Origin of the sequence: Rhodanobacter ginsenosidimutans, from assembly GCF_042655685.1 — a bacterium.
Taxonomy (GTDB): Bacteria; Pseudomonadota; Gammaproteobacteria; order Xanthomonadales; family Rhodanobacteraceae; genus Rhodanobacter; species Rhodanobacter ginsenosidimutans.
Map to the genome: position 1 here is coordinate 139,026 of NZ_JBHSMM010000002.1, position 24,769 is coordinate 163,794.

A 24,769-nucleotide genomic window follows, 5' to 3' on the forward strand; every position below is an offset into this window, starting at 1 on the left:
CGATTGGTCACTTTGCCAGCGATGGGCGCGCTTTCGCTGGCGCACCATGGCCCCACTTCTCCCGCGCCGGACATTCCCATGCATCGCCGTGACCTGCTCAAGGCCGCCCTGGCCGCCCCGCTCCTTTCGCTGTTGCCGGCCCAGCGCCTGTTGGCCAGCACCCCCGAGTTCGTGCCGCTCCTGCAGCGCAAGGTTCGCCCCGGCGAACCGGGCTGGCCCAGCGAGGCACGTTGGGACGAACTGCGGCGCAAAACCGGAGGTCGCCTGCAGAAACTGCAGTCGCCATTCGATCCCGAAGCGCCGGCGGCCGTCAGGGCCGAGGCAGTGAAACACCTGAAGAACCCGTTCTACCTCGGCGACCAGCCGGCCCTGACCCAGACCAGCGGCTGGGCCGACGCGTGGATCTCCCAACCCAGCGTCTACGCGGTGGCTGCCGAGACGGCAGCCGACGTCGCCGCAGCCGTCGATTTCGCCCGCGAGCACCGGCTGCGGCTGGTGGTGAAAGGCGGCGGCCACAGCTATCAAGGCACCTCCGACGCTCCCGACTCGCTGTTGGTATGGACGCGGCACATGAACCAGGTGCAGATGCACGACGGCTTCGTTCCGCGCGACTGCGCCGTGGCGCCCCAGCCCGCGGTGAGCGTGGGCGCCGGCGCCATGTGGATCGATGCGTACACCGAAGTGACCACGCGCGGCGGCCGCTACGTGCAAGGCGGCGGCTGCACCACGGTAGGCGTGGCCGGGCTGGTGCAGAGCGGGGGCTTCGGCAGTTTTTCCAAGCGCTGGGGCACGGCCGCGAGCAACCTGCTGGAGGTCGAAGTGGTCACGGCCGACGGCCGGGTCCGCGTGGTCAATGAAAACCGGGACCCTGACCTGTTCTGGGCCATCAAGGGCGGTGGCGGCGGCAGCCTGGGCGTGGTGACGCGGCTGACGCTGCGCACGTTCGAGTTGCCCGAGTTCTTCGGCGGCGCGTTCGGTCGCATCAAGGCATCCTCGCCTGCCGCCTTCCGCGCCCTGATTGCCGAGGCAGTGCGCTTCTACCGCGATGCACTGTTCAACCCGCACTGGGGCGAGCAGATGACGCTGAGTGACGGCGACACGCTGGCCATCTCCATGGTGTTCCAGGGCCTGACCAGAGCCGAGGCGGAAACCTGCTGGGCGCCGTTCATGGCGTGGGTGGCTGCGCGCCCGGAGTACACCGCCGTCGAACCGCTGAAGGTGCTGGCCGTGCCGGCGCAGCATTTCTGGGACGCCGAATTTTTCCGCCAGCACGCACCCGGAGTAATGGTGGCGGACGACCGCGCCGACGCGCCGCGCAACCACGTGCTGTGGGCCGGCGACCAGGGCCAGGTAGGCTGGTTCATCCACGCCTACCAATCGGCCTGGCTGCCCGCCACGCTGCTTGAAACCAACACGAAGCTGGTCGACGCCCTGTTCGACGCCTCGCAGGCATGGAACGTGGGGCTTCACTTCAACAAGGGTCTGGCCGGCGGCGCGCCCGATGCGATCGAGCGAGCCCGCGACACGGCCACGCACCCGGACGTGCTGGGCGCGTTTGCGCTGGCGATCATCGGCAGCAGTGGCGATCCCGCCTTCCCCGGCCTGCACCGCACGCCGCCCGATCTGGCCAGGGCCCGGCGCGACGCCAGCGGCGTGGATCAGGCGATGGCCGCCTTGCGCAAGGTGGCGCCCGGCGCCGGCTCCTACGTCTCCGAAAGCGACTATTTCCTGCGCGACTGGCAGCAGGGTTTCTGGGGCGCGAACTACCCGCGGCTGGCGCGCGCCAAGCGGCGCCATGATCCCGATGGCCTGTTCGTGGTGCACCACGGCGTGGGCAGCGAGGCGTGGAGCGCCGACGGCTTCGTGCCCAACACGCGCAGCTAGTAGGTGAGAAGCCGCGGCGGGACGAAACAACGGGCGGCCAGAGCGGCTACGATGGCACCCCCAATGTCGACCGCCACTGCACAAAGAACGCGCTCTTGAAAGAACACACACCCTTCATGCGGCAATACCTCGCGGCCAAGGCCGAGCACCCGGACGTGCTGCTGTTCTTCCGCATGGGCGATTTCTACGAGCTGTTCTACGACGACGCCCGCAAGGCGGCGCGGCTGCTGGACATCACCCTGACCCAGCGCGGGCAATCCGCCGGTGCGCCGATCCCGATGGCTGGCGTGCCCTATCACGCGGCAGAAAATTACCTGGCGCGGCTGGTGCGGCTGGGCGAGTCGGTGGCGATCTGCGAGCAGATCGGTGACCCGGCGCAGGCCAAGGGCATCGTCGAGCGCAAGGTGGTGCGCATCATCACGCCCGGCACGGTGACCGACGCGGCACTGCTGGAGGACCGGCGCGACAACCTGCTGCTGGCCATCCACGCCGGTCACAACCACGCCTACGGCCTGGCCTGGGTGGACCTTTCCAGCGGCCGTTTCCTGCTCAGCGAAGTGCCCACCGCCGAGGCGCTGGCCGCCGAACTGGCGCGGCTGCAGCCGGCCGAGACGCTGGTGTGCGAGGACGTGGCCTGGCCCCGGCTGGTCAGTGCGCTGCCCGGCCTGCGCAAGCGTCCGCCCTGGCATTTCGACGTGGATGCGGCGCGGCGCGAGTTGAACCGCTTCTTCCGCACCAGCGGCCTTGGCGGCTTCGGCGTCGACGGCCTGCCGCTGGGCCTGGCCGCCGCCGGCTGCCTGCTCGGCTATATCGAGGAAACCCAGAAAAGCGCGCTGCCGCATCTCACCGGCATGGCGGTGGAAGCGGCCAGCGAAACCATCGCGCTGGACGCCGCCACGCGACGCAACCTGGAGCTGGACACCCACCCCAGCGGCCGCACCGAACACACCTTGCTGGGTGTGCTCGACGAAAGCGTGACGCCGATGGGCGCCCGCGCGCTGCGCCGCTGGCTGACCCGCCCGCTGCGCTCGCGCGAAGTGCTGCGCCGCCGCCACCAGGCCATCGGCACCTTGATCGACGGCCGCCGCCATGAACCGCTGCGCGAACAGTTGCGCGGCATCGGCGACCTGGAACGCATCCTGGCCCGCGTGGCGCTGCGCTCGGCGCGGCCACGCGACCTGTCCACCCTGCGCGACGGTCTGGCCACCGCGCCGCAGTTGCGCGAACAGATCGCCACCATGGACAGCCCGTTGCTGCGCGACCTGGTCGAACGCATCGGCGACCACGCGCAAACCGCCGACCTTCTGGCCCGCGCCATCGTGCCGCAACCGCCCGTACTGCAGCGCGACGGCGGCATCATCGCCGACGGCTACGACGCCGAACTCGACGAACTGCGGCGGCTGTCCACCCACGCCGACCAGTACCTGGTGGAGCTGGAGGAACGCGAGAAAGCCGCCAGCGGCATCACCACGCTGAAGGTCGGCTACAACCGCGTGCACGGCTATTACATCGAGATCAGCAAGGCCCAGTCCGACAAGGCACCCACGCACTACACGCGGCGGCAGACCACCAAGAACGCCGAGCGCTACATCACCGAGGAGCTGAAGAACTTCGAGGACAAGGTGCTCTCGGCGAAAGAGCGCTCGCTGATGCGCGAGCGCGCGCTCTACGAAGCGCTGCTCGACACCCTCACCGAAACGCTGGAGCCGCTGAAATCCGCCGCCGCCGCGATCGCGGAGCTCGATGTGCTGGCCACGCTGGCCGAGCGTGCCGAGGCGCTGGACTGGAGCGCGCCGCGACTCACCGACGACCCCGGCATCACGATCGAACGCGGCCGCCATCCCGTCGTTGAGAAAGTGCGCGACGAACCGTTCGAACCGAACGACCTGGTGCTGGACGACCACCGCCGCATGCTGGTGATCACCGGCCCCAACATGGGCGGTAAAAGCACGTACATGCGGCAGAACGCGCTGATCGTGCTGCTGGCCCACATCGGCAGCTACGTGCCCGCGACGCGCGCGGTGATCGGCCCGATCGACCGCATCTTCACCCGCATCGGCGCCGGCGACGACCTCTCGCGTGGCCAGTCCACCTTCATGGTGGAAATGAGCGAAACCGCCAACATCCTGCACAACGCCACCGAGAACAGCCTGGTGCTGATGGATGAAGTCGGCCGCGGCACCAGCACCTACGACGGCCTCTCGCTGGCCCGCGCCGCCGCCGTGCACCTGGGCCAGCACAGCCGTGCGTACACGCTGTTCGCCACCCACTATTTCGAGCTGACCGAACTGGCCACCACGTACACCGGCATCGCCAACGTGCATCTGGACGCCGTCGAATACGGCGAGCAACTGGTGTTCATGCACGCGGTGAAGGAAGGCCCCGCCAACCGCAGCTTCGGGCTGCAGGTGGCGGCGCTGGCCGGCCTGCCGAAATCGGTGATTGCCGATGCGCGGCGCACGCTGGCGGAGCTGGAGAAAGGCATGCATCAGCATGCTGGTGCGCCGGTGTCGTCACCGGAAACATCGCCACAATTGGGGTTGTTTGCATCGACGCAACCATCCGCCGTGGAGCGGGCACTGGAGGATATCGATCCGGATGCCATGACGCCGCGTGAGGCGCTGGAGGCGTTGTATCGGCTGAAGGCGTTGGGGTGAGCTGAAAGGCGCCCTCATCCGCCCTGTCGGGCACCTTCTCCCGCGGAGCGGGAGAAGGGAGCGGTTTCTTGAGGTCGTGGGGCGCGCGCCCCGAATCAGCGCAACCAAATCCCTTCTCCCGCTTGCGGGAGAAGGTGCCCGAAGGGCGGAAGAGGGCCCGCTTTTTTGCGCTATCTCAGCGCCCGTCCTTCATCCGCATCAACTCCCGCCGCGCATGCTTGTCCGGCCGCTTCACCGGCCCGCTCGCCCCCACCAGCCGCCGCTGCTCCCGCGCCGCCTCACGCAGGGCCATGCTGGCTGCCGTCTCGCCATACAAACCTTGCGCCACCGCTGCCGGCCCGCGCTTGTCGGCCAGCGCCAGCACATCCACCTCCAGCTTTTCTTCGCCGCGGCTGATGTTCAACCGGTCGCCCGCATGCAGCACCTTGGCCGGTTTGCAGTTGCCACCGTTGACCTGAATCTTGCCGCCATCGATGGCCTGCTTGGCCAGGCTGCGGGTCTTGAAGAAACGCGCGGCCCACAGCCACACGTCGACGCGCACTTCGGGTAACGGGATTTGCGGCTTGTTCATGCCTGCCATTTTGGAGTGTTCTGCGCCCGCCGCAACCGCCACTTCTCGACAGTGCCGCCACGCGCATCAGTTATCCTGACGGTCCTTTTTCTGCGGCTCCGCATCGCCCGACCATGACCAACGGCCTCAACCAGCGCGATTTCACCCTCGATCCCGAAGACAACGCCCGCCTGGCGAATCTGTCCGGTCCGTTCGACGAACACCTGCGGCAGATCGAGTTGCGCCTGGGCGTGGAGATCAACCATCGCGGCAGCATCTTTCAGGTGATCGGCGAGGACGTGGCCACGCGCGCGGCCGAGAAAGTGTTACGCGCGCTGTACGCCAGCACCGAGGACGAATCGCTGACCGGCGCCCGCATCAACCTGCACCTGGCCGAATCCGGTGTCGACGCGATCACGGCGGATGCGGCCGAGAACACGCCCGAAGTGCTGATCAAGGTGAAGCGTGGCCTGATCAAGGGCCGCGGCGCCAACCAGGAGCGCTACCTGCACGCCATCGCCACCCACGACATCAATTTCGGCGTGGGCCCGGCCGGCACCGGCAAGACCTACCTGGCCGTGGCCAGCGCGGTCGAGGCACTGGAAGCCAACCGGGTGCAGCGCCTGCTGCTGGTGCGTCCGGCCGTCGAGGCCGGCGAAAAGCTGGGCTTCCTGCCGGGCGACCTGTCGCAGAAAGTCGATCCCTACCTGCGCCCGCTGTACGACGCGCTGTACGAAATGCTGGGCTTCGAGCGGGTGGCCAAGCTGATCGAACGCAACGTGATCGAGATCGCGCCGCTGGCCTATATGCGCGGGCGCACCCTCAACGATTCGTACGTGATCCTGGACGAAGCACAGAACACCACGGTCGAGCAGATGAAGATGTTCCTCACCCGCATCGGCTTCGGCACGGTGGCGGTGATCACCGGCGACGTCACCCAGGTGGACCTACCCCGGCAGACCAAATCCGGCCTGCGCCAGGCCGTGGAAGTGCTGCGCGACGTCAACGGCATCAGCTTCACCTTCTTCACCTCGCGCGACGTGGTGCGCCACCCGCTGGTGGCGAAGATCGTGCGCGCGTACGAGGCGTTCGAGCAGAAAGACGAGGATGCCGAATGAGCCACCACACCCCTGTAGGAGCGACTTCAGTCGCGACCGGCCCGAAGAAGGAAGCGTCGCGACCGAAATCGCCCCCACAAGAAAACGTACACCTCCATGTCGGCTACGCCGTACCCCGCGCCGGCGTACCGGCAGCGGCCAGCTTCCGCCTCTGGGTCGAGGCCGCGCTGCGCGGCGCACGGCGGCGCAAATCCACCGAGCTGGCGATCCGCATCGTCGACACCGACGAAGGCCGCGCACTGAACCGCGATTACCGGGGCAAGGATTACGCCACCAACGTGCTGTCGTTTCCCGCCGAACTGCCGTCCGGCGTGGCGCTGCCGCTGATCGGCGATCTGGCGATCTGCGCGCCGGTGGTGGCCCGCGAAGCGGCCGAACAGGGCAAGCCACCCCGCGACCATTGGGCGCATCTCACCGTGCATGGCGTGCTGCACCTGCTGGGCCACGATCACATCGAGGAGGCGCAGGCCGAAGCCATGGAAGCGCTGGAAACCCGCATCCTGGCTGGCCTGGACATCCCCGATCCGTACACTCCCGTGTAGGAGCGCATCCTGAGCGCGATCGGGAGCGCCACTCGGCCGCCGAAGCCCAAACCCTTGCCCATGCCACTGAACCGTCAAAATTTTTCCGCTAGAATCGGCCTTCCGCCCGTTTTCGGGCTGAATTCAAACGAGTAATGAACGACGACCCTGGTAGTACCAGCGGCCCGGCCCACCGTACCTGGTGGGATCGACTGGGCCATCTTTTTGCTGGCGAAGCCCGCAACCGCGACGAACTGCTCGACGAACTGCGCGCCGCCCAGACCAACGGACTGTTGTCCGCTGACACCCTCACCATGGTCGAGGGTGCGATCAAGGTCACCGAACTGAGCGTGGACGATGTGATGGTGCCGCGCGCGCAGATCGTGATGATCGCCGCCGAGTCCACCCTCCCCGACATCCTTGCCGCCGTGGTCGAATCGGGCCATTCCCGCTTCCCCGTGCATGGCGAGGACAAGGACGAAATCCTGGGCATCCTGCTGGCCAAGGATCTGCTGAAGTTCTTCGGCAATGGTGCCGACTTCGACATCCGCGCCATCCTGCGCCCGGCCGTGCTGATTCCCGAATCCATGCGGTTGAACGTGCTGCTGGCCGAGTTCCGCCTGTCGCGCAACCACATGGCGCTGGTGGTGAACGAGTACGGCGGCGTGGCCGGTCTGATCACCATCGAGGATGTGCTGGAACAGATCGTGGGCGAGATCGACGACGAACACGACGACGAGGAAGAACCCGTCCTCATGTACGCCCAGCCCGGCGGCGATTGGCTGGTCAGCGCGCTGACCCCGATCGAGGACTTCAACGAAGAGACCGGCGCGGCGTTTTCCGACGAGGAGTACGACACCGTGGGCGGCCTGGTCACCTCCGAGTTCGGCCACCTGCCGGAAGTGGACGAGGAAGTGGCCATCGACGATTACCTGTTCCACGTCACCCAGGCCGACGACCGCCGCGTGCAGCAATTCCGCGTCACCCGCCAGGCCGAGTAGATCCTTGCGGATGCTGCCCCTGTAGGAGCGACTTCAGTCGCGATGCTCTTTGCCCGATCAGCGAAAAGCATCGCGACTGAAGTCGCTCCCACAAGTACCGCCTCACCTACCGCAACCGGAACCCTGCGATGACACCCCTGCGCCACATCGCCCTCGCGCTCTTCATCGCCATGTCATGGCTGCTGGCTTCGCCAACCCACGCCAGCGTCGCCAACGCGCCGGCGGCCAATCTGGAGATCGCGCTGATCACCTACGGCCCGGGCGAAACCTACTGGGAGCGCTTCGGCCACGACGCGCTGCAGGTGCGCGACACGGTCTCGGGTGAGTCGGTCAATTTCAATTACGGCGAGTTCGATTTCGACCAGGAGAATTTCTTCCTGAACTTCGCCCGCGGCCGCATGAACTACATGATGGGCGCGGCGCTCAGCAATATCGACGAAAGCTATTACATCGAGACCGGCCGCTCGATCACCCGCCAACGCCTGGCGCTGAATACGGCACAAGCCGGTGCGCTGCGCGATTTCCTGCTGTGGAACCTGCGCCCGGAAAACAGCCACTACGGCTACGACTACTACGTCGACAATTGCGCCACGCGGGTACGCAACGCGCTGGACCAGGCACTGGGCGGCGCGCTGAAGGCCCAGCTCGCAGCGCGGCCCGGTGGCATGACCTACCGCCAGCAAACGCTGCGCCTGATGAGCAACCAACCCGCGCTGATGCTGGTGCTCGACCTGGGCCTGGGGCCGTACGCCGACCACCCGCTGACGCTGTGGCAGGAGAGCTTCATTCCGATGGTCCTGCAAAGCGCCGTCGAAAACGTGCGCGTCGACGACGGCAAGGGTGGACTGCAGCCGCTGGTATCGGACAGCCGCATCGTGTCGGCGAACCGTCTCGACACGCCGCCGGCCAGTGCACCCGACCTGCGCGGGCCATTGGCGCTGGCGGGCTTGGGTATCGCTTTGCTGATGCTGCTGGCGCGACGCTTCTGGCCCACCGGATTCACCCTGCTGGGGATGCTCTACGCGCTGGCCGCCGGAATCGTGGGGCTGGTGCTGCTGGTGTTGTGGACGCTGACCGCGCATCACTCGGCCTGGGCCAATGCCAACCTGCTGCTGTTCAATCCGCTGGCCTGGCTGTTGCTGCCTTCGCTGTGGCGCGCGCGCCGTGGCATAACCCCATCGCGTTTCATCGACGGCGTGATCGCGGCGCAACTGCTGGCCACGATCGTCGCGGTCATGCTGCACCTGCTACCCGGCGTAGTGCAGCAGAACCAGCCCTGGCTGCTGTTTGCGCTGCCGATCTGGCTGATGCTGGCCTGGCGTTTGCGTCGTCCCTGCTAGGGCAACGCCCTACGTTTCATTGCCCCACTTGGGGCAGCGGGGCATCATGCGTCGATGAATCTCGCCCCGCCGCCCGTTGCCCCGTCCACGCCGCCCGACCAGCAAGTGGTCAACTGCATCGCCTATCGGCGCGATGGCCAACGCATCGGCGAGATCACGCTGGATGAAATCAGCGACGTGCTGGCGCAACCCGACACCTTCGTATGGGTTGGTTTGTATGAGCCCGACGAAACGCTGCTGGAGAAAATGCAGGAGGAGTTCGGCCTGCACGACCTGGCCATCGAGGATGCGCACAACGCCCACCAGCGCACCAAACTCGAGACCTACGGCGACTCCCTGTTCCTGGTGGTGCAGACCGCCCAACTCACCGGCGGCGAACTGACCTTCGGCGAGACGCACATCTTCCTGGGCCCGCGCTACCTGGTGACCGTGCGGCACGGCGCATCGATGTCGTACGCGCCCGCACGACGCACCTGCGAGCACACTCCCGAACTGCTGGCGCTAGGGCCCAGCTACGGCCTCTACAGCGTGCTCGACTTCATTGTCGACAACCTGCTGCCGATCGTGCGCGACTTCCGCGAAGAACTGCAGCAACTGGAACAGGACATCTTCGCCGAAACCTTCAAACGCACCACCGTGCGTCGCCTGTACGACATGCAACGCGACCTGATGACCCTGCGCCTGGCGGTGGCACCGTTGCAGGACATCATCAGCCAGTTGGTGCGGCTGCACCCCAACCTGATTCCCGACAAGCTGCGCGCCTATTTCCGCGACGTCTACGACCACGTGTTCCGCGTCAACGAGTCGATCAGCGCCATGCGCGAGATGCTCACCGCCGCCATCAACGTCAACCTCTCGCTGGTCACCTTCGGCCAGAACGAGGTGATGAAAAAACTCGCCGGCTGGGCCGCCATGCTGGCCGCCCCGACCCTTCTCACCAGCTGGTACGGCATGAACTTCACCCACATGCCCGAACTCAGCCGCCCCTGGGCCTACCCCGCCATCATCGTGGTCATGGGCTGCATCGTGGGCGGTATCTACCTGGGATTGAAGCGAGCGAAGTGGTTGTGATGACGCTCCTACGGAACCTCAGCCCTCTGTAGGCGACTTCAGTCGCGACAGGACTACCAGGTCGCGGCTAAAGCCGCTCCTACAAAAGTGGTTCGACGTCCGTGCCGCGGCGGTCAGTCGAACCCCTCGACTGCGCCCTCCTGGTCCATGAAGCACGCATCCCAATAGGGATAATCCTTCACCGTTTCAGCCAACCCTGCGCGCACCGGATTGGCCACGATGTAGCGAGCCGCGCATCGGACGGATTCATCGCGGCGCAAAGCGCGATCATGAAACCCTTTCGCCCAAAGCGGCTTGACCTGTCGATCGTGTATTCCAGTGAGCCGCGCCGTGACACCCTTCATTCGCTGCATGGCGACAGCCAGCGTTTCGTCGTCCCCCAATTCCACCAGCCCATGCCAATGGTCCGGCATCAATACCCAAGCCAAGCAGCGGCTGGGAAACCAACGCTCCGGAGATGAAAGCGAACGGGCTACCAACCGGGCCACGTCGGCATCAAGAAAATATGGCCTGCGCAGATAGGTGACCGTAGTGAGCAAATAAACCTGGCCAGCGAACGAACGGCGCCCAATCCGCAAGCTGTGGTGTCCCTGACCCGACGTCATGATCATCCGGTCAACGTGACGGAAAACCGATGACGCGGGAATGGGCCCAAGCGGTTCTGCCTGTGGTTACCGGAGGAAACTTGGGTAAGCGCAACGCTACGGGTGAACCTATCGGCCGCGGCCGCAGCCCCTCCTACAAAAAACCTCAAGCCGTTGTAGGAGCGACTTCAGTCGCGACAGGGCTGCGGGGTCGCGGCTGAAGCCGCTCCTACAAAAAAACCTCAAGCCCGCTGTAGGAGCGACTTCAGTCGCGACGGGGCTGCGGGGTCGCGGCTGAAGCCGCTCCTACAATTTGGGCCACCGGTCTCAGCGCGCCCCCGCCGCCGTCCACTGCTTCAACCACGCATTCACCGCGTCGTGCCATTGCACGCTGTTGTGCGGTTTCAGCACCCAGTGGTTTTCGTCGGGGAAGGTGAGGAATTCACTGGGGATGCCGCGACGCTGAAGGGCGGTGAATGCGCTGAGGCCCTGGGTGAGGGGGATGCGGAAATCCTTGGCGCTGTGGATGACCAGCATCGGCACGCGCCAATCCTTGACGTGGTTGATCGGGTTGAATTTCTCGTAGTTTTCGGGGTGGTCGAACTGGGTGCCGCCGTTCTCCATTTCCTCGAACCACAGCTCTTCGGTTTCGTAGTACATGGCGCGGGTGTCGAATACGCCATCGTGGTCGATCAGGCATTTCCAGGGTTCGTTCCAGACGCCCGCAATCCAGTAGGTCATGTAGCCACCGTAGCTGGCACCCATGGCGCAGGCGCGGTCGCCGTCGAGGAAGCTGTACTTGTCCAGCGCGGCCTTCCAGCCGAGTTTCAGATCCTCCAATGGCTTGCCGCCCCAGTCACCGGAAATAGAGTCGGTGAATGCCTGGCCGTAGCCGGTGGATCCGTGGAAGTTCACCGTCACCACCGCAAAACCCTGGCCGGCGTAGGTCTGCGGGTTCCAGCGGTAGCTCCAGCCATTGCCCATCGCGCCCTGCGGACCACCGTGGATGATGAAGGCCACCGGATAGGTTTTACCGGGCTGGTAGTTCGCCGGCTTCACCACGTAACCCTGCACATTCGCGCCATCGGCGCCCTTGAAGTTGAAGAATTCGGCGTCGCCGACTTGGGCGTTTTTCAGGTCCGCTGCGTTGAAATGGGTGACCTGCTTCAAATGGCTGCCATCGGTGCCCGCCAGGTACAGATCGGCAGGCCGTTTCAGGTCGTCACGTGATAGCAGCAGCTTGTCGGCCGCCAGCGAATAGCCGCCCACGGTGCCATCACCCACCACCTTGCGCACCTTGCCGCTGGCCGTGTCGATCGCAAACAGCGGATGCTGGCCTTCGTCATCGGCCGTGGCGTAAAGCGTCTTGCCATCGGCCGAAATGGCCAAGCCACCAGGCGAGCGATCCCACTTGGGATCCACCTCGTGCTTTGCACCCGTGGCCAAGTCCAGCGCCATGATCGCGAAACGATCGGCCTCGGCGCCCGGCTTCTTCATCGCGAGGTAATAAAGCGTCTTGCCGTCAGGTGACGCCACCGGAAACCCATCCCACGCCTTGTTGTCCGCGGTGAGGTTGGTGGGCGCCGCCGAGCCATCCACCGGTACGCGATACACATCGAAATTGGTCGACCACGGCTCCGTGGTGCCCGCGATGCGGACGTCGAAAAATACGCTCTTGCCATCCGGCGCAAAGGTGAATTCGCTATCGTCACCGAACGGCTTGCTCGGCACATCGCCATCGATGCCGCGAGTGAGCAAGGTCGGCTCCGCGGGCAACTGCCCCTTGCCGTCGAACCGCGCCACATACAGCTGGTTGCGCCGGCCATCGGCCCAGGTATCCCAATGCCGCACAAAGAGCTTGGTGTACAGCGTGCCGCTAGCCTTGTCCTGCTCGCGCGCGGCCAACCGCTCATGCGTGCACGCCAGGTTGGCGCAGTCGGTGAACACCTCATACGACAGCAGCGCCCGCCCGCCATCGGGCGACAACTTGTAGCCGCCCAGATCCAGCACCCCATGGCTCACCTGCACCGGCGCGCCGTGCCGGGCAAGATCAAGCCCATTTCCGCCCGCCAGATCCAGCCGCCACAACTGCGTCACACCCTTGGCCGCCGCCAGGAAATAAAGGCTGCGCCCATCATTCGACCAGCGCGCGGAACTGCCCTTCTCCACCACCTTCACCGGCTGGCCACCCTTGCCCAGGTCCAGCACGTACACCGCGGTGACACCCTTGTTCGCGGCGTAATCCGTACTGCGCACACCAAACGCCGCATAACGACCATCCGGCGACAACTGCGGGTCGCTCACCCGATCCATCATCACCAGATCGCGCACGTTGAACGGATGCGCCCCCTGGACCTTGGCGAACGTGGTGTCCACCACATCGACATCCGCCGCCAGCGCAGGTGCGGACGCCAGCGCAAGCAGCAGGCAGGCAATCAGAGGTTTCATGGCGAGTCCTTGGTAAATAAAGCGCCAAGGTAACCGCGCACGCGGGGCGGGCAAAGGTGCGCTGCATCAACACCGGCCTTCGGAGTCACGTCCTGCCACACGCGGGCATACTTTGCGCATTCGTCCGTCGCGACAAGCCGAAATTCCCGCAACCGCGTTGCCGCCTCCGCCAAGCAGCCGTTGCGGGCACGCCGGATTCCGTGACGTCCATCTCATCTTCGAAGGCAATGCCCCTCCGCCTACGCCCCCAACCGCCCAGGCAACGATATTTCCACGCCCTTGGTACAAAACGTGCCTCCTCCGCTCAACTGACAGGGGAGTCCATCATGCGCCAACGTATTTCCGCCGGTTTTACCTTGATCGAGTTGATGATCGTGGTGGCGATCATCGCCATCCTCGCCGCCATCGCCATCCCTGCTTACCAGGACTATCTGATCCGGGCGCAGGTGACGGAGGGGATGAGTCTTGGTTCGGGGGCCAAGGCCGCGATCTGGGATTTCGTTTCCAACACCGGGCGTTTTCCACCGAACAATCACTCAGCCGGTTTGGCAAAAAGCACATCCATCACCGGCGCCTACGTATCCGACGTCGACGTCGCCAATGGACAGATCAAAGTGCTCTTCCAAGGTGCAAAGGCCAACACCCACATCAACGGTACCGACAAGTACCTCATCCTCTCGCCCGTCACCGGGGCTGGCAGCATCACATGGACGTGCACGCCGAGCACGGTCGACCGGAAGTACTTGCCCACCTCGTGCCGCCCATAGTTCGACACAGATAATCATGCACAAACTGACCATCAGCGTCACAACGTGACAAGCACTGACAGCCATTACACCCGACGCCGTCCACCGCAATAGGGTAAGTCAATGAGCATCTGCCCCAGCCTTGTGCGCTTTCGTGATCATGGGCACAATCCCTACACCCGCAGATATGCGCCAATACGTCAGCGGCAGACATGGCATGCAACCTGCTTTGTTTTGCCGCGAGCTTCCTGGTCATCCTGACCGCGAGTAAGGGGAGTCCCATCCCGCCTAGGGGGAACGGGACTGGAGCTCAGGGGGCATCACCGGTTAGCTAACCAGAACACAAGGGAACCAACATGAAGAGCATGCAGAAAGGCTTTACCCTGATCGAATTGATGATCGTGGTCGCGATCATCGCGATCCTCGCCGCCATCGCGATTCCAGCGTATCAGGATTACCTGATCCGCTCGCAGGTGTCGGAGGGCGCAGTGTTGTCGGACGGTGCGAAGACCGCAATTGCGGAGTTCTACAGCAATACGGGGCATTTCCCCTCGGAGAATGCATCTGCTGGCTTGGCTACGGCGGAAAGTATCTCCGGTAAATATGTGGCTTCGGTCGACGTCAGCACTACGGCTGGTGTCATCGCAGCGAAGTACAACAAGACCAATGCAAACACGAAGATTCAGGATAAGGTACTTCAGTTCTCGGCAATCACCCACGCGGGCAGTATCGAGTGGACTTGCAAGAGCGACGACGTCGACACGAAGTATCTGCCAACCTCGTGCCGCAAATAGTTCTGATTTTCCTGGATAGATCTGATTGCGCTGGAAGGGCCGCCACGTGCGGCCCTTCTTAATTTCGGATTGTTATTGATGCAAAAGCGCCATGGAATACTGATTGTTTTATTAATGCTTTTCAGTGCCGTGATCCTATGTTATTGGCCCGGCCTTCATGGCAGCTTCCTGTTTGACGATTTCGCGAATCTTCCCAGCTTGGGGGCGGCCGGCCCAGTAGATAGTTGGTCGACGTTCTGGCGCTATATCACCTCCGGCACAGCCGATCCCACAGGTCGCCCACTGACCCTGCTGACCTTTCTGATTGACGCCCACAACTGGCCAGCCGCCCCCTTCCCGTTCAAGCGCACCAACCTGACTGTGCACCTGGTCAACGGTGCCCTGCTGTACATCCTGCTGGCCAAACTCAGCCAACTGCTGACTGCCGACACCGCACGCTATCGAGCCGCCGCCTTGCTTGGCACCGCGCTATGGCTGCTGCACCCCTTACTGGTTTCCACCACGCTGTACATCGTGCAACGCGAAGCGATGTTGCCGGCTACCTGTGTGCTGGCCGGCTTGTTGACCTGGCTCCACGGACGCGAACGTTTGGTCACGGGGCATCTGCGCTCCGGACTGATCTGGAGCGTACTCGGGCTGGGTGGATTCACCGTGTTGGGTGTGCTGTCCAAAGCCAACGGCATATTGCTGCCATGTTACGCATTGGTGATCGAAGCGATCCTGCTGGGTTCACGACGCCCTGTCCCTCAAGCGCGGGAAAAGCGCGCACATCGTCTCGTAATGTGGCTCTTTGCCATCATTCCCACAACGGGCATTTGCCTGTACCTGGTGCGTGTTGGTGCAACCGGGATGCTCCACGGTGGCAATGCAGGCATCCGCTCGTGGACCTACGCGCAACGTCTACTGACCGAGCCGCGCGTGGTGATGGATTACCTGTCACTGCTATGGCTACCCCGCCCGTTCTCCAGCGGTTTGTTCAATGACCAATACGCCGCATCGACTTCACTGATCCATCCGCTCTCAACCTTATGGGCGCTCTTGGCGGTGGTCGTACTCATCTCGGGGGCGTGGTGGTTCCGACGGCGTTATACGGCATGGTCTCTCGCCGTACTGTTCTTTTTCGCCGGCCACCTGCTTGAGTCCACTTCCGTTCCGCTGGAGCTGTACTTCGAACACCGTAATTACGTACCGGCATTGCTGATGTTCTGGCCCCTGGGCTTATGGCTCGCGGACACGCGCAAGCTGAAACTACCCAAACAGATTCTGATGATTGCACTGCCGCTGGGTCTGGCGCTGATGACACATGCACGAGCCACCGTGTGGGGGAATGTGCGAACCCAGGCCCTGGTCTGGGCACAGATCAATCCGGATTCACCGCGTGCACAGGCCAACGCGGCGCAAATCCTGATGCAATCGGGGCAACCAAAAGAGGCCGCTCAACGATTGCAGGCGCTTCTGGCAACCAAGCCCGATGAAAGCCAGTTGGCCTTCAACCTGATCGGTGCGCACTGCCTCACCGGTGGCATCACACAAGCGGACATCGATGCCGCGCGCGTAGCGATGCAAGGCAGCGCGAATACCGGCTCGCTGTTCGCCCACTGGTTTGAACGCACCCTGCCAGTCGCGATGGCGGGTAGTTGCCCTGGGCTGACTCCCGACGTACTTCTTGACCTCATAAATGCGGGTTTGCAGAATCCCAGGCTGGCTGGCGCAGGGCGGCAACAAGATCTGGTCTACCTGCGCGGCACGGTTGCACTGGCACGCCACCAGGCCGATGCGGCGTTGCTGGATTTCAAACGGGCGCTGGATCTCCAGGTACGCCCTGCGCTTGCTCTGAAGGGCGCGGCAGTGCTTGGTTCAGCCGGCTACCCTCAGCAAGGTCTGCAGTTGCTCGACCATTATGAACAGGTCAAAGAGCGAACGATGCCCGCACGTTTTGGTATGCCGATGCTGCACGAATGGGTTCTTTCATATCAGCACTACTGGCCCAACGAGCTGGCTCATTTGCGTCATCAGCTGAACCTCGACGCACGTGCTGCAAACGTCAATACTGGGCCTTCGAATCCTGATCGGGGTGCCACTCGATAATGCGCGCATCTACCCGCCGCTTGCTGCCCAATCTGATTTTCGCGGCGGCGATACTCGCCACGATAGCCGTCTACTGGTCCGGCCTCAGTGGTGGATTCCTGTTCGACGACTACCCCAACATCGTCGAGAACCGTGGCGTGCAACCGCCCGATGCCAGCTTGCCTTCGCTGGTTCGCGCCGCGCTTTCCTCCCCATCCAGCGAGTTCAAGCGTCCACTGGCGTCGCTCAGCTTTGCCGCCAATTACCTGGCGACCGGGCTAGACCCGTACTGGATGAAGTTGACCAACCTGATCATCCATCTGCTGAACGGCTTGCTGGTGTTTTTGCTGGCGCGGGCGTTGGTGGTTGTTGGAAGCAAAAGCATCGCGGCTGAAGCCGCTCCTACAACGGAAGCGAGTCGAGCTGGTGTCACGGCGGCACTGATTGCCGGAGCCTGGATGTTGCTGCCGATCAATCTCACGGCAGTGGTTTATGTCGTGCAGCGCATGGAGAGCATGGCGAACCTGTTCGTGCTGCTGGGCCTGATCGGTTACATGGCCGGGCGTCAGCGCATGCTGGCAGCTCGTACCAGCAAGGGAACCGGCACGGGGCTGTTGCTCTGCATTTCCAGCCTCATCCTGGGCACCGTATTCGGGTTGCTCGCCAAGGAAACGGCAGTGATGCTGCCGCTATACGCCTTCCTCGTCGAATGGATCGTGCTGAATTTCCGGGCGCCACCAGCAATGACCACCACATCAGAGGCAGGCGAAACGCACCCCACCCATTGCAACAAGCCGGACTACCGCATCATCGGCCTGTTCGTCGTGGTGTTGTTGTTGCCTTTGATCATCGGACTGGTCTGGCTGCTGCCGGGACTGTTCCACCCGAGCCAGTGGTCCACCCGCGATTTCACCATGAGCACGCGCCTGCTCAGCGAAGCACGCATCGTCGCCGATTACGTCGTGTGGACCCTGTTCCCGACGCCTGGTGCGCTCTCGTTCTATCACGATGATTTCTCCGTCTCCACGGATCTTCTGACACCGTGGACCACGCTGACCGGCATGCTGTTTCTCGCCGGCATGGCAGCCCTGATGTTCTGGGTGCGCAAGCGCAGGCCGCTGACGGCATTGGGCATTGCGCTGTTCCTCGGCTGCCACCTTCTCACCGGCACCGTGTTGCCGCTGGAATTGATCTACGAGCATCGCAACTACTTCGCCAGTTTCGGCTTGATGCTCGCCATCATTCCCTACCTCGCCGCCCCGCCCCGCCCACCTGTAGGAGCGACTTCAGTCGCGACCGCATATGACGAACACCCTGGCCAATCCCAGCCTTTCGCGCTCCCCCGCTACACCCTGCTCGCCGGCCTGCTGCTGAGCTGGGCCACCCTCACTGCCCTCACCGCGCATGCCTGGGGCAACCCGCTGCGGCTCGCCGAAGATCTCGCCGCCCGCGCCCCGCAGTCGCCCCGCGCGCAATACGAGTTGGGCCGCACCTACATCATCTATTCCCACTACCAACCCGACTCGCCGTTCACGCGGCTGGCGTATGCGCCGTTGGAGAAATCCGCTGCGCTGCCCAACTCATCCATCCTTCCGGAGCAGGCACTGATCTTCATGAACGCGCGGATGCACCTGCCATTGAAGGACGCGTGGTGGGACAGCATGATCGCCAAGCTGAAAGCGACCAAGCCCGGGGTACAGGACGAAAGCTCACTGGGCGCGCTGACCCAGTGCGTCCGGGAGAAAAACTGCGACCTGCCCCCTGATAGGATGATGGAGGCGTTCATCGCTGCGCTCTCTCACCCCGGCCCCAGGCCCCGCCTGCTTGCCACCTATGGGGACTACGCCTGGAACGTGCTGCACGACCACGACCTGGGCGAACGCATGACCGAAGATGCCGTCAAGGCAAAACCCGACGAACCAGCCTACCGGATTACGCTGGTGCGCATGCTGGTGGCCCAAGGGCGAAACGTCGAGGCTCGGAACGCACTCCATAACCTCGAAAACCTGAATGTTGGTGGACGTTTGAACGACAGCGTGGAAGAACTCCGGGTGCTGATAAACCCGCGATAAGCGGACCGGTTCCGCAATGCTTGTGAGCTTTTGATAGAGCAGAAATGACCGCAGATCTGAAAAAAATCTGGACGATATTCACGCCACTCGAACGACGCAAATCGGTGTGGATGTTGCTGTTGGTAATACTGATGGCCATGGCGGAAACGCTGAGCGTCCTTTCCATCATGCCGTTCCTGTCGGTGCTGGGCCGGCCCGCCGTCATCCACGAAAGCGCCTTGCTGAGCGCCGCCTACGGGCGGTTCAACTTTCAGGGGACGCGCGACTTCATCCTGGCGCTGGGGCTGGCCTCCGTCGTATTGGTAATGGCGTCCTCGATATTCAAAACGATAACCCAGCACGTACTCAATCGCTTTGTTCACCTGCTGCGACACGCCATCAGCTCGCGTTTGTTGTCCCGCTACCTGCACCAGCCCTATGAGTTTTTCCTATCTCGCAACCCGTCCGCCCTCGCGAAAAATGTGCTGTCCGAAGTCGACCAACTGATGTTCCAATTGATCCAACCGCTATCGCAGTTGCTCGCGCAAGGCTGCGTCGTACTGGCCATGACCATACTTATCTTCGTCTACGACCCGCTGACCGCCGTATGCATCATCGCGGTGCTGGGGCTGTTGTACGGGGTGATCTATGGCTTGGTAAGAAAGCGCCTCGGCACCATCGGCCATGAGCGCGAAGCCGCCAACGGGCAGCGCTACCAGGCATGTAACGAAGCGCTAGGCGGCATCAAGGATGTCAAGATCACCCACTCTGCGGGTGCCTACCAGAAAAACTTCGAGCAAGCCTCCAGGCTGCTGTCCCGCCACATGGCTACTAGCGATACGCTGACTCAGTCGCCACTCTACTTGGTTGAGGCAACTGGCTACAGCATGCTGATTGTTATCGCGATCGCTTTGCTGCTGCGCTCAAACGACATCGCGCACGTCCTCCCCGCACTCGGTTTGTATGGCTTTGCCGCCTACCGCATGTTGCCCGCAGCGCAAATCATGTACCGCGGTTTTGCCAAGCTGAAGTTTTCGTCCGCCGCGTTGGAAGCCATCCATCGCGACCTGATCCTGCCCGAAGAACAACCCTCCGCGGCCGAGGGTCAGCTACAACCGCGCAATGAAATTCGCCTGCACGGCGTCCGATACGCCTACCCCACAGCACCCGACAGGCCCGTGTTCGATGGCTTCGATCTGGTAATACCGGCCCACACCAGCGTAGGTATCGCCGGCCCCAGTGGCGTGGGCAAAAGCACCCTGATGGATTTGCTTCTGGGCCTGCTGAATCCGCAGCTCGGCGCGCTCAGCGTAGACGGCACCATGATCGACGCCAGTAACGTCGCCGCATGGCAAAGCGAGCTTGGCTATGTACCGCAACATATCTATCTCGCCGATGCCAGCGTCGCACAAAATATCGCATTCGGCGTTGATCCAGCTGCCATCGACATGCGTGCCGTGGAGCGCGCGGCGCGCGCGGCGCAGATTCACGAGTTTGTAGTCGGCGAATTGTCACAAGGCTATGCCACCGAGGTCGGCGACCGCGGCATCCGGCTTTCCGGCGGGCAACGCCAGCGCATCGGCATCGCTCGCGCACTGTACCGCGACCCCTCGGTGCTGTTCTTCGACGAAGCATCCAGTGCGCTGGATGTCCAGACCGAAAAAGCCGTAAACGAGGCAATCCGCGGCTTGTCGGGCAACAAAACGGTCGTCGTGATCGCGCATAAGCAAGGCAGCTTGCGCGATTGCGCGCAAATCGTCGATCTCGGGTCTGGAGGATCAATACATGTCGATGATGCCCGAGCAGGTTCGGCCACGTCATAGTCAATCTGCACTTTCGTATTCGGTGTTGTGCTGAACCGACTAAGAAATCTATCGCGCGCATCGGGCGCGGATCGTCGGCCGCCGCAGCTTATACTGTTAGAAATCGTGCTTACGTGGCCTCGAATACGCCATCCAACCATACAGGCGAAAATTGTTCCTACCGTCTTTTACCGCTACGTTTAATACAATGGGACAGAAGACCACCCGCAGCCGGGCGACGTTGCCACCTGCGGCGCCACCAGCAAGTCGTGCAACCTCCTGACTGCCTGGCCTGGGCGCTCAAAACCCAAAGCCGCCCTCGAAGGAGCAAGAAAAACCGGAATCTTGGGACTGCCAGCTTCCAGTCATCAACTGTTGTTGAACCAACTCAAGAACCAAAGGAGATGTGCGATGTTCGTATGGAAGTACTACGTATGAGTCGCTTGAAGCTGCGCGATCAAAGTTCTCACTTCGCATTCGGAGAGAACTGGTTGGATTTTGTGAAAAAAATAGATGACGCACGCATTTCGCAGGCAATCCTAGATCTCCAGCGCCTTGCTGGCATGCCTCGACTGGACGGAATGAGTTTCCTGGACATCGGCTGCGGGTCGGGCCTGCACGCCCTTGCGGCGATCAAAATCGGCGCGAGTCGGGTAGTTGGCGTTGACATCGATGCGGACTCCGTTGAAGCATCACGCCAGACGTTGGCGCAATTTGCCCCGGATGCTGACACGCGATTTCAGGTTTGTAGCGCATTTGATATGACGCAAGGCGCTTTTGGAAAGTTCGATATTGTGTATTCTTGGGGCGTTTTACATCACACCGGCGACATGGACCGCGCCATCGAATGCGCGGCCAATTTCGTGAGCCCTGGGGGTGTTCTCCTTCTAGCTCTATACCGGTGGACGCCATTTTGTGGGGTGTGGCGTCAGATCAAGCGATGGTACTCAAGCGCGCCGCCCTCGGCACAAAGGCGAGCCCGCAACATTTACATCGCATTCCGGCGATTCTCTGCTGCAGCTGGTGGCCATGATTTCGACGCTTACATTCGTGACTACTCAAAACGCCGCGGCATGGATTTTTACAACGATGTTCACGACTGGCTTGGTGGTTACCCATATGAGTCCATATCTGCATCACGATGTCACAAAATGCTAAGGAAGATGGGATTCAATTTGGACCACGAAATAATCGCTCACGTGGGCACCTATCTATCCGGACTCATGGGATCCGCATGTAATGAATATGCGTTTCATCGGATCGATGACTGATCAGGGAGTCGCTGGCGTTACCAAAAGGTCTGAAGTCGCCCTGCAAAATGATGCACCATATCGTGGATAGCAAACACTGCTTTGGAAGCATATCCCATGCAAACGCCGCACAAGTTGGACTGGACACCGAAGCAAATTACCGGGTTTTGGGACTACCAGTCTAACCGCCCATCTGCCCGAGAGAATTACTTTAGCGCCACGCACGGCACGCAAATCGCGAAGTACACGAGGCGGTGGTTGCGCAAGAGCCCATCTGTACGGGTGCTGGATATGGGCTGTGGAACGGGGGCGTTCTTAAGTGCATTGGCGCAGGTCAGTCCCGGACTATTGCTCGCGGGTACCGACTTTTCCGCGGACTCGGTCGCGTGCGCAAATAGCGCTTGCCAATCTATCCGGCCATCACCCGACATTCGCACAATATCGGGCTATCCGACGCCTTGGGGCGACGAATTCTTTGATGTTATCTATGTGATCGAGGTCATCGAGCATCTTTCGGATGAAATGCTCGATGCGATGATGACTGAAAGTAGCCGTTTGTTAAAGCCGGGCGGACGCCTGATCGTTACGACACCCAACGACGAAGACCTTGAACGGCAGAGCACTTGTTGTCCAAATTGCGGCACCACCTTCCACATTTGGCAGCATGTACGGAGCTGGTCGGTGTCGTCATTGAGCACATACATGAGGCAGCGTGGCTTCGAACCCGTCCGCGTCAAGGCGACACTGATCGAACCTTTCCAGATTCGGGCAGCTGCGTGGCTGGCTCGATTGCTTCGACTGTCCCGTAAACGACCTCCCCACCTCGTTGGCGTTTTCAAAAGATGTGCGCGTACGAGCGCCCCTAACCCCGCGGCGCTTCCCGAGACAACCCTCTAATGTGTGGCATTTGCGGCATCTGGCCAGACGTCGGCCCTGACCGCGGTAATCTGGCGCAAACGGCGCGGCGCATGACAAACACGCTCCGACACCGCGGTCCCGATGACCATGGTCTCTTTTGGGACGAGGCACGAGGTGTCGCACTAGGTCATCGGCGACTTTCCGTGGTGGACATTTCCCCGTGCGGTCACCAGCCGATGTCGTCGCCAAGTGGGCGATATGTGATCACCTACAACGGCGAGGTGTACAACCACCGTGCGCTTCGGCAAGAGCTGGAAACAGCCGGCTTCCGATTTCACGGCCGGTCGGACACCGAAGTGGTGCTCGCCGCCATCGAGCATTGGGGTCTAGACGGAGCGTTGCGCCGTTTCGTAGGAATGTTTTCGATCGTGCTCTGGGATCGCAAAGACAACTGTTTGCTGCTCGCTCGTGATCAACTGGGCGTCAAACCCCTGTACTACGGTTGGGTCAACTCCACGTTCTTTTTTTCGTCCGAGCTCAAGGCGGTAACCGCAATATCTAGTGACAGCCCCAAGATCGACCGGGATGCTTTGGTGCTGTACTTTCGTTATGGCTACATCCCGGCACCACATTCAATTTATCAAAACATCTACAAGCTTCAACCTGGCACTTGGCTGCGCATTGACGAGGCAACGGCGCATCGTCCAAGTACGCTCAAAGAGCTCGATTCGAAATTGAGTGTTTACTGGTCACCTCGAAGCCTCGCCGAGTCAGCTCCAGCATTCGCGCCTCGACTGGATGACGCGGAGGCTGTTGATGCTCTGGATTCCCTGCTAAGCGAAGCCGTGGGACTGCAAATGGGAGCCGATGTCCCGTTGGGGGCTTTCCTCTCGGGTGGCGTGGATTCGTCCGTCGTGGTCGCGCTAATGCAAAAACAAGCACGCCGGCCCGTGCAAACATTCTCGATCGGCTTCCACGAAAGCGCCTACGATGAGGCGTGCTATGCACGGAAGGTTGCGGCCCATTTGGGCACACATCACGAAGAGTTCTATGTGACGCCACAGGATGCACTGGGCATCATTCCGCGACTGTCCGACTTGTATGACGAGCCGTTTGGCGATTCATCGCAGATCCCGACATTTCTAGTTTCAGAATTGGCTCGTCGACAGGTAACCGTATGCCTTTCCGGTGACGGCGGTGACGAACTTTTTGGTGGCTACACGCGCTACTTCATCGGCGCATCGTTGTGGAAACTGGTGCAGAGAACTCCCGCCCTGCCGGGTCGGTTTGCTTCTGCACTGATGCGAGTGCCATCGCGAGGAGCGTGGGACAGCATTTTTGCGATCCTGAACTCGGTACTCCCAAAGTCACGTCACCTGTCCGATGCCGGTCGAAAGGTGCATCGCCTCGCTTATGCACTGGCCGACCGAAATGGGGACGAAATCTACCGGCGAATGGTTTCGTTTTGGCCGGAAAGCCTGGTGATTGGCGGCAGCGAGCCGAGAATTGCTCTGGATGATCCGCCCGCGGTGAATGATCCATTGGAGCGGATGCTATGGTTTGATCTGGTTTCGTATCTGCCTGATGACGTGTTGGTCAAGCTCGACCGTGCCAGCATGGCAGTAAGTTTGGAAGCACGCGTGCCCCTACTTGATCACCGCGTGGTCGAGTTCGCGTTGCATACACCGATTGCCCAGAAAATCCGCAATGGACATGGGAAGTGGCTCCTTCGCCAAGTTCTGTATCGCTACGTTCCGTCCGCTCTGATCGACCGCCCAAAGATGGGGTTTACGATCCCGCTGGATGAATGGCTACGCGGTCCGCTGCGGGAATGGGCAGAAGAACTGCTTGACGAACGACGGATGCGTGAACAGGGATTTCTTGATGCCGCGCACGTGCGTTCGAAATGGGCCGAGCATTTGAGCGGCAGGCGCAACTGGCATTTTCATCTTTGGAGCGTCCTGATGTTCCAGGCGTGGCTCAAGTCGACGCGCTTAAATTCTGCTGGTGACCTGATTGCATACTGA

18 protein-coding genes are annotated in these 24,769 nt (G+C 62.1%); 15 read left to right on the top strand and 3 right to left on the bottom strand.

Annotation, left to right across the window (positions count from 1 at the left end; translation table 11 throughout):
- Nucleotides 1-78 precede the first annotated feature (78 nt).
- Nucleotides 79-1,884, top strand: a complete 1,806-nt coding sequence (locus ACFPK0_RS10395; RefSeq protein WP_377340561.1) for an FAD-binding oxidoreductase — start codon at nt 79-81, stop codon at nt 1,882-1,884.
- 116 nt (nt 1,885-2,000) lie between these two features.
- A complete protein-coding gene (gene mutS, locus ACFPK0_RS10400) occupies nt 2,001-4,541 on the top strand; it encodes a DNA mismatch repair protein MutS (RefSeq protein WP_377341201.1) in 2,541 nt (846 codons plus the stop codon).
- A 175-nt stretch (nt 4,542-4,716) separates the two neighbouring features.
- On the opposite strand, the gene ACFPK0_RS10405 is transcribed toward mutS, so the two are convergent.
- Nucleotides 4,717-5,112 carry an RNA-binding S4 domain-containing protein gene (locus ACFPK0_RS10405; RefSeq protein WP_377340563.1) on the bottom strand — a complete coding sequence of 132 codons (396 nt, stop codon included), beginning with the start codon at nt 5,110-5,112 and terminating at the stop codon, nt 4,717-4,719.
- A 113-nt stretch (nt 5,113-5,225) separates the two neighbouring features.
- On the opposite strand from ACFPK0_RS10405, the gene ACFPK0_RS10410 reads away from it, so the two are divergent.
- The 5 genes from ACFPK0_RS10410 to corA all read left to right on the top strand — a co-directional run bounded on the left by ACFPK0_RS10410 (nt 5,226) and on the right by corA (nt 10,142).
- Complete coding sequence (locus ACFPK0_RS10410) at nt 5,226-6,209, top strand: PhoH family protein (RefSeq protein WP_377340565.1); 984 nt, start codon at nt 5,226-5,228, stop codon at nt 6,207-6,209.
- Nucleotides 6,206-6,751, top strand: a complete 546-nt coding sequence (gene ybeY, locus ACFPK0_RS10415) for an rRNA maturation RNase YbeY (protein WP_377340567.1) — start codon at nt 6,206-6,208, stop codon at nt 6,749-6,751. The genes ACFPK0_RS10410 and ybeY overlap by 4 nt, the downstream gene beginning before the upstream one ends.
- 134 nt (nt 6,752-6,885) lie before the next feature.
- Entirely contained in the window at nt 6,886-7,731 is an 846-nt protein-coding gene (locus ACFPK0_RS10420) for an HlyC/CorC family transporter (protein WP_056077928.1), read from the top strand.
- Between the two features lie 128 nt (nt 7,732-7,859).
- Entirely contained in the window at nt 7,860-9,071 is a 1,212-nt protein-coding gene (locus ACFPK0_RS10425) for a lipoprotein N-acyltransferase Lnb domain-containing protein (RefSeq protein WP_377340570.1), read from the top strand.
- A 54-nt stretch (nt 9,072-9,125) separates the two neighbouring features.
- Entirely contained in the window at nt 9,126-10,142 is a 1,017-nt protein-coding gene (gene corA, locus ACFPK0_RS10430; RefSeq protein ID WP_056602698.1) for a magnesium/cobalt transporter CorA, read from the top strand.
- A gap of 113 nt (nt 10,143-10,255) precedes the next feature.
- Here corA and ACFPK0_RS10435 read toward each other — a convergent pair whose 3' ends face one another.
- Nucleotides 10,256-10,753: an REP-associated tyrosine transposase gene (locus tag ACFPK0_RS10435; RefSeq protein WP_377340573.1), complete on the bottom strand. Its 498-nt coding sequence runs from the start codon at nt 10,751-10,753 to the stop codon at nt 10,256-10,258.
- Nucleotides 10,754-11,053: 300 nt separating this feature from the next.
- Nucleotides 11,054-13,174, bottom strand: coding sequence for a S9 family peptidase (locus tag ACFPK0_RS10440; protein ID WP_377340575.1), 2,121 nt, complete (start codon nt 13,172-13,174; stop codon nt 11,054-11,056).
- A 326-nt stretch (nt 13,175-13,500) separates the two neighbouring features.
- On the opposite strand from ACFPK0_RS10440, the gene ACFPK0_RS10445 reads away from it, so the two are divergent.
- From ACFPK0_RS10445 to asnB, 8 genes are all read left to right on the top strand, one after another.
- A complete protein-coding gene (locus tag ACFPK0_RS10445) occupies nt 13,501-13,941 on the top strand; it encodes a pilin (protein WP_056077900.1) in 441 nt (146 codons plus the stop codon).
- A 335-nt stretch (nt 13,942-14,276) separates the two neighbouring features.
- A complete protein-coding gene (locus ACFPK0_RS10450; protein ID WP_056077897.1) occupies nt 14,277-14,714 on the top strand; it encodes a pilin in 438 nt (145 codons plus the stop codon).
- A 78-nt stretch (nt 14,715-14,792) separates the two neighbouring features.
- Nucleotides 14,793-16,802 carry a tetratricopeptide repeat protein gene (locus ACFPK0_RS10455; RefSeq protein ID WP_377340578.1) on the top strand — a complete coding sequence of 670 codons (2,010 nt, stop codon included), beginning with the start codon at nt 14,793-14,795 and terminating at the stop codon, nt 16,800-16,802.
- On the top strand, nt 16,802-18,853 hold the full coding sequence (locus tag ACFPK0_RS10460) for a hypothetical protein (protein WP_377340580.1): 2,052 nt from the start codon (nt 16,802-16,804) through the stop codon (nt 18,851-18,853). Before ACFPK0_RS10455 ends, ACFPK0_RS10460 begins: the two co-directional genes overlap by 1 nt.
- 44 nt (nt 18,854-18,897) lie before the next feature.
- Nucleotides 18,898-20,655: an ABC transporter ATP-binding protein gene (locus ACFPK0_RS10465; RefSeq protein WP_377340582.1), complete on the top strand. Its 1,758-nt coding sequence runs from the start codon at nt 18,898-18,900 to the stop codon at nt 20,653-20,655.
- Between the two features lie 413 nt (nt 20,656-21,068).
- Nucleotides 21,069-21,905 (top strand): class I SAM-dependent methyltransferase, encoded by an 837-nt coding sequence (locus tag ACFPK0_RS10470; RefSeq protein WP_377340585.1) that lies wholly within the window; start codon nt 21,069-21,071, stop codon nt 21,903-21,905.
- A gap of 96 nt (nt 21,906-22,001) precedes the next feature.
- Nucleotides 22,002-22,781 carry a class I SAM-dependent methyltransferase gene (locus ACFPK0_RS10475; RefSeq protein WP_377340587.1) on the top strand — a complete coding sequence of 260 codons (780 nt, stop codon included), beginning with the start codon at nt 22,002-22,004 and terminating at the stop codon, nt 22,779-22,781.
- Complete coding sequence (asnB, locus tag ACFPK0_RS10480; RefSeq protein WP_377340589.1) at nt 22,781-24,769, top strand: asparagine synthase (glutamine-hydrolyzing); 1,989 nt, start codon at nt 22,781-22,783, stop codon at nt 24,767-24,769. Before ACFPK0_RS10475 ends, asnB begins: the two co-directional genes overlap by 1 nt.

Excerpts from the sequence above, each read along its gene's own strand:
- ACFPK0_RS10425 (WP_377340570.1), top strand. The coding sequence starts at position 7,860 with ATGACACCCCTGCGCCACATCGCCCTCGCGCTCTTCATCGCCATGTCA.
- ACFPK0_RS10460 (WP_377340580.1), top strand. The coding sequence starts at position 16,802 with ATGCGCGCATCTACCCGCCGCTTGCTGCCCAATCTGATTTTCGCGGCG.
- ACFPK0_RS10455 (WP_377340578.1), top strand. The coding sequence starts at position 14,793 with ATGCAAAAGCGCCATGGAATACTGATTGTTTTATTAATGCTTTTCAGT.
- ACFPK0_RS10465 (WP_377340582.1), top strand. The coding sequence starts at position 18,898 with ATGACCGCAGATCTGAAAAAAATCTGGACGATATTCACGCCACTCGAA.
- ACFPK0_RS10410 (WP_377340565.1), top strand. The coding sequence starts at position 5,226 with ATGACCAACGGCCTCAACCAGCGCGATTTCACCCTCGATCCCGAAGAC.
- ACFPK0_RS10435 (WP_377340573.1), bottom strand. The coding sequence starts at position 10,753 with ATGATCATGACGTCGGGTCAGGGACACCACAGCTTGCGGATTGGGCGC.
- ybeY (WP_377340567.1), top strand. The coding sequence starts at position 6,206 with ATGAGCCACCACACCCCTGTAGGAGCGACTTCAGTCGCGACCGGCCCG.
- ACFPK0_RS10420 (WP_056077928.1), top strand. The coding sequence starts at position 6,886 with ATGAACGACGACCCTGGTAGTACCAGCGGCCCGGCCCACCGTACCTGG.
- ACFPK0_RS10475 (WP_377340587.1), top strand. The coding sequence starts at position 22,002 with ATGCAAACGCCGCACAAGTTGGACTGGACACCGAAGCAAATTACCGGG.
- ACFPK0_RS10405 (WP_377340563.1), bottom strand. The coding sequence starts at position 5,112 with ATGAACAAGCCGCAAATCCCGTTACCCGAAGTGCGCGTCGACGTGTGG.
- ACFPK0_RS10440 (WP_377340575.1), bottom strand. The coding sequence starts at position 13,174 with ATGAAACCTCTGATTGCCTGCCTGCTGCTTGCGCTGGCGTCCGCACCT.
- ACFPK0_RS10450 (WP_056077897.1), top strand. The coding sequence starts at position 14,277 with ATGAAGAGCATGCAGAAAGGCTTTACCCTGATCGAATTGATGATCGTG.
- corA (WP_056602698.1), top strand. The coding sequence starts at position 9,126 with ATGAATCTCGCCCCGCCGCCCGTTGCCCCGTCCACGCCGCCCGACCAG.
- mutS (WP_377341201.1), top strand. The coding sequence starts at position 2,001 with ATGCGGCAATACCTCGCGGCCAAGGCCGAGCACCCGGACGTGCTGCTG.
- ACFPK0_RS10395 (WP_377340561.1), top strand. The coding sequence starts at position 79 with ATGCATCGCCGTGACCTGCTCAAGGCCGCCCTGGCCGCCCCGCTCCTT.
- asnB (WP_377340589.1), top strand. The coding sequence starts at position 22,781 with ATGTGTGGCATTTGCGGCATCTGGCCAGACGTCGGCCCTGACCGCGGT.
- ACFPK0_RS10470 (WP_377340585.1), top strand. The coding sequence starts at position 21,069 with ATGAGTCGCTTGAAGCTGCGCGATCAAAGTTCTCACTTCGCATTCGGA.
- ACFPK0_RS10445 (WP_056077900.1), top strand. The coding sequence starts at position 13,501 with ATGCGCCAACGTATTTCCGCCGGTTTTACCTTGATCGAGTTGATGATC.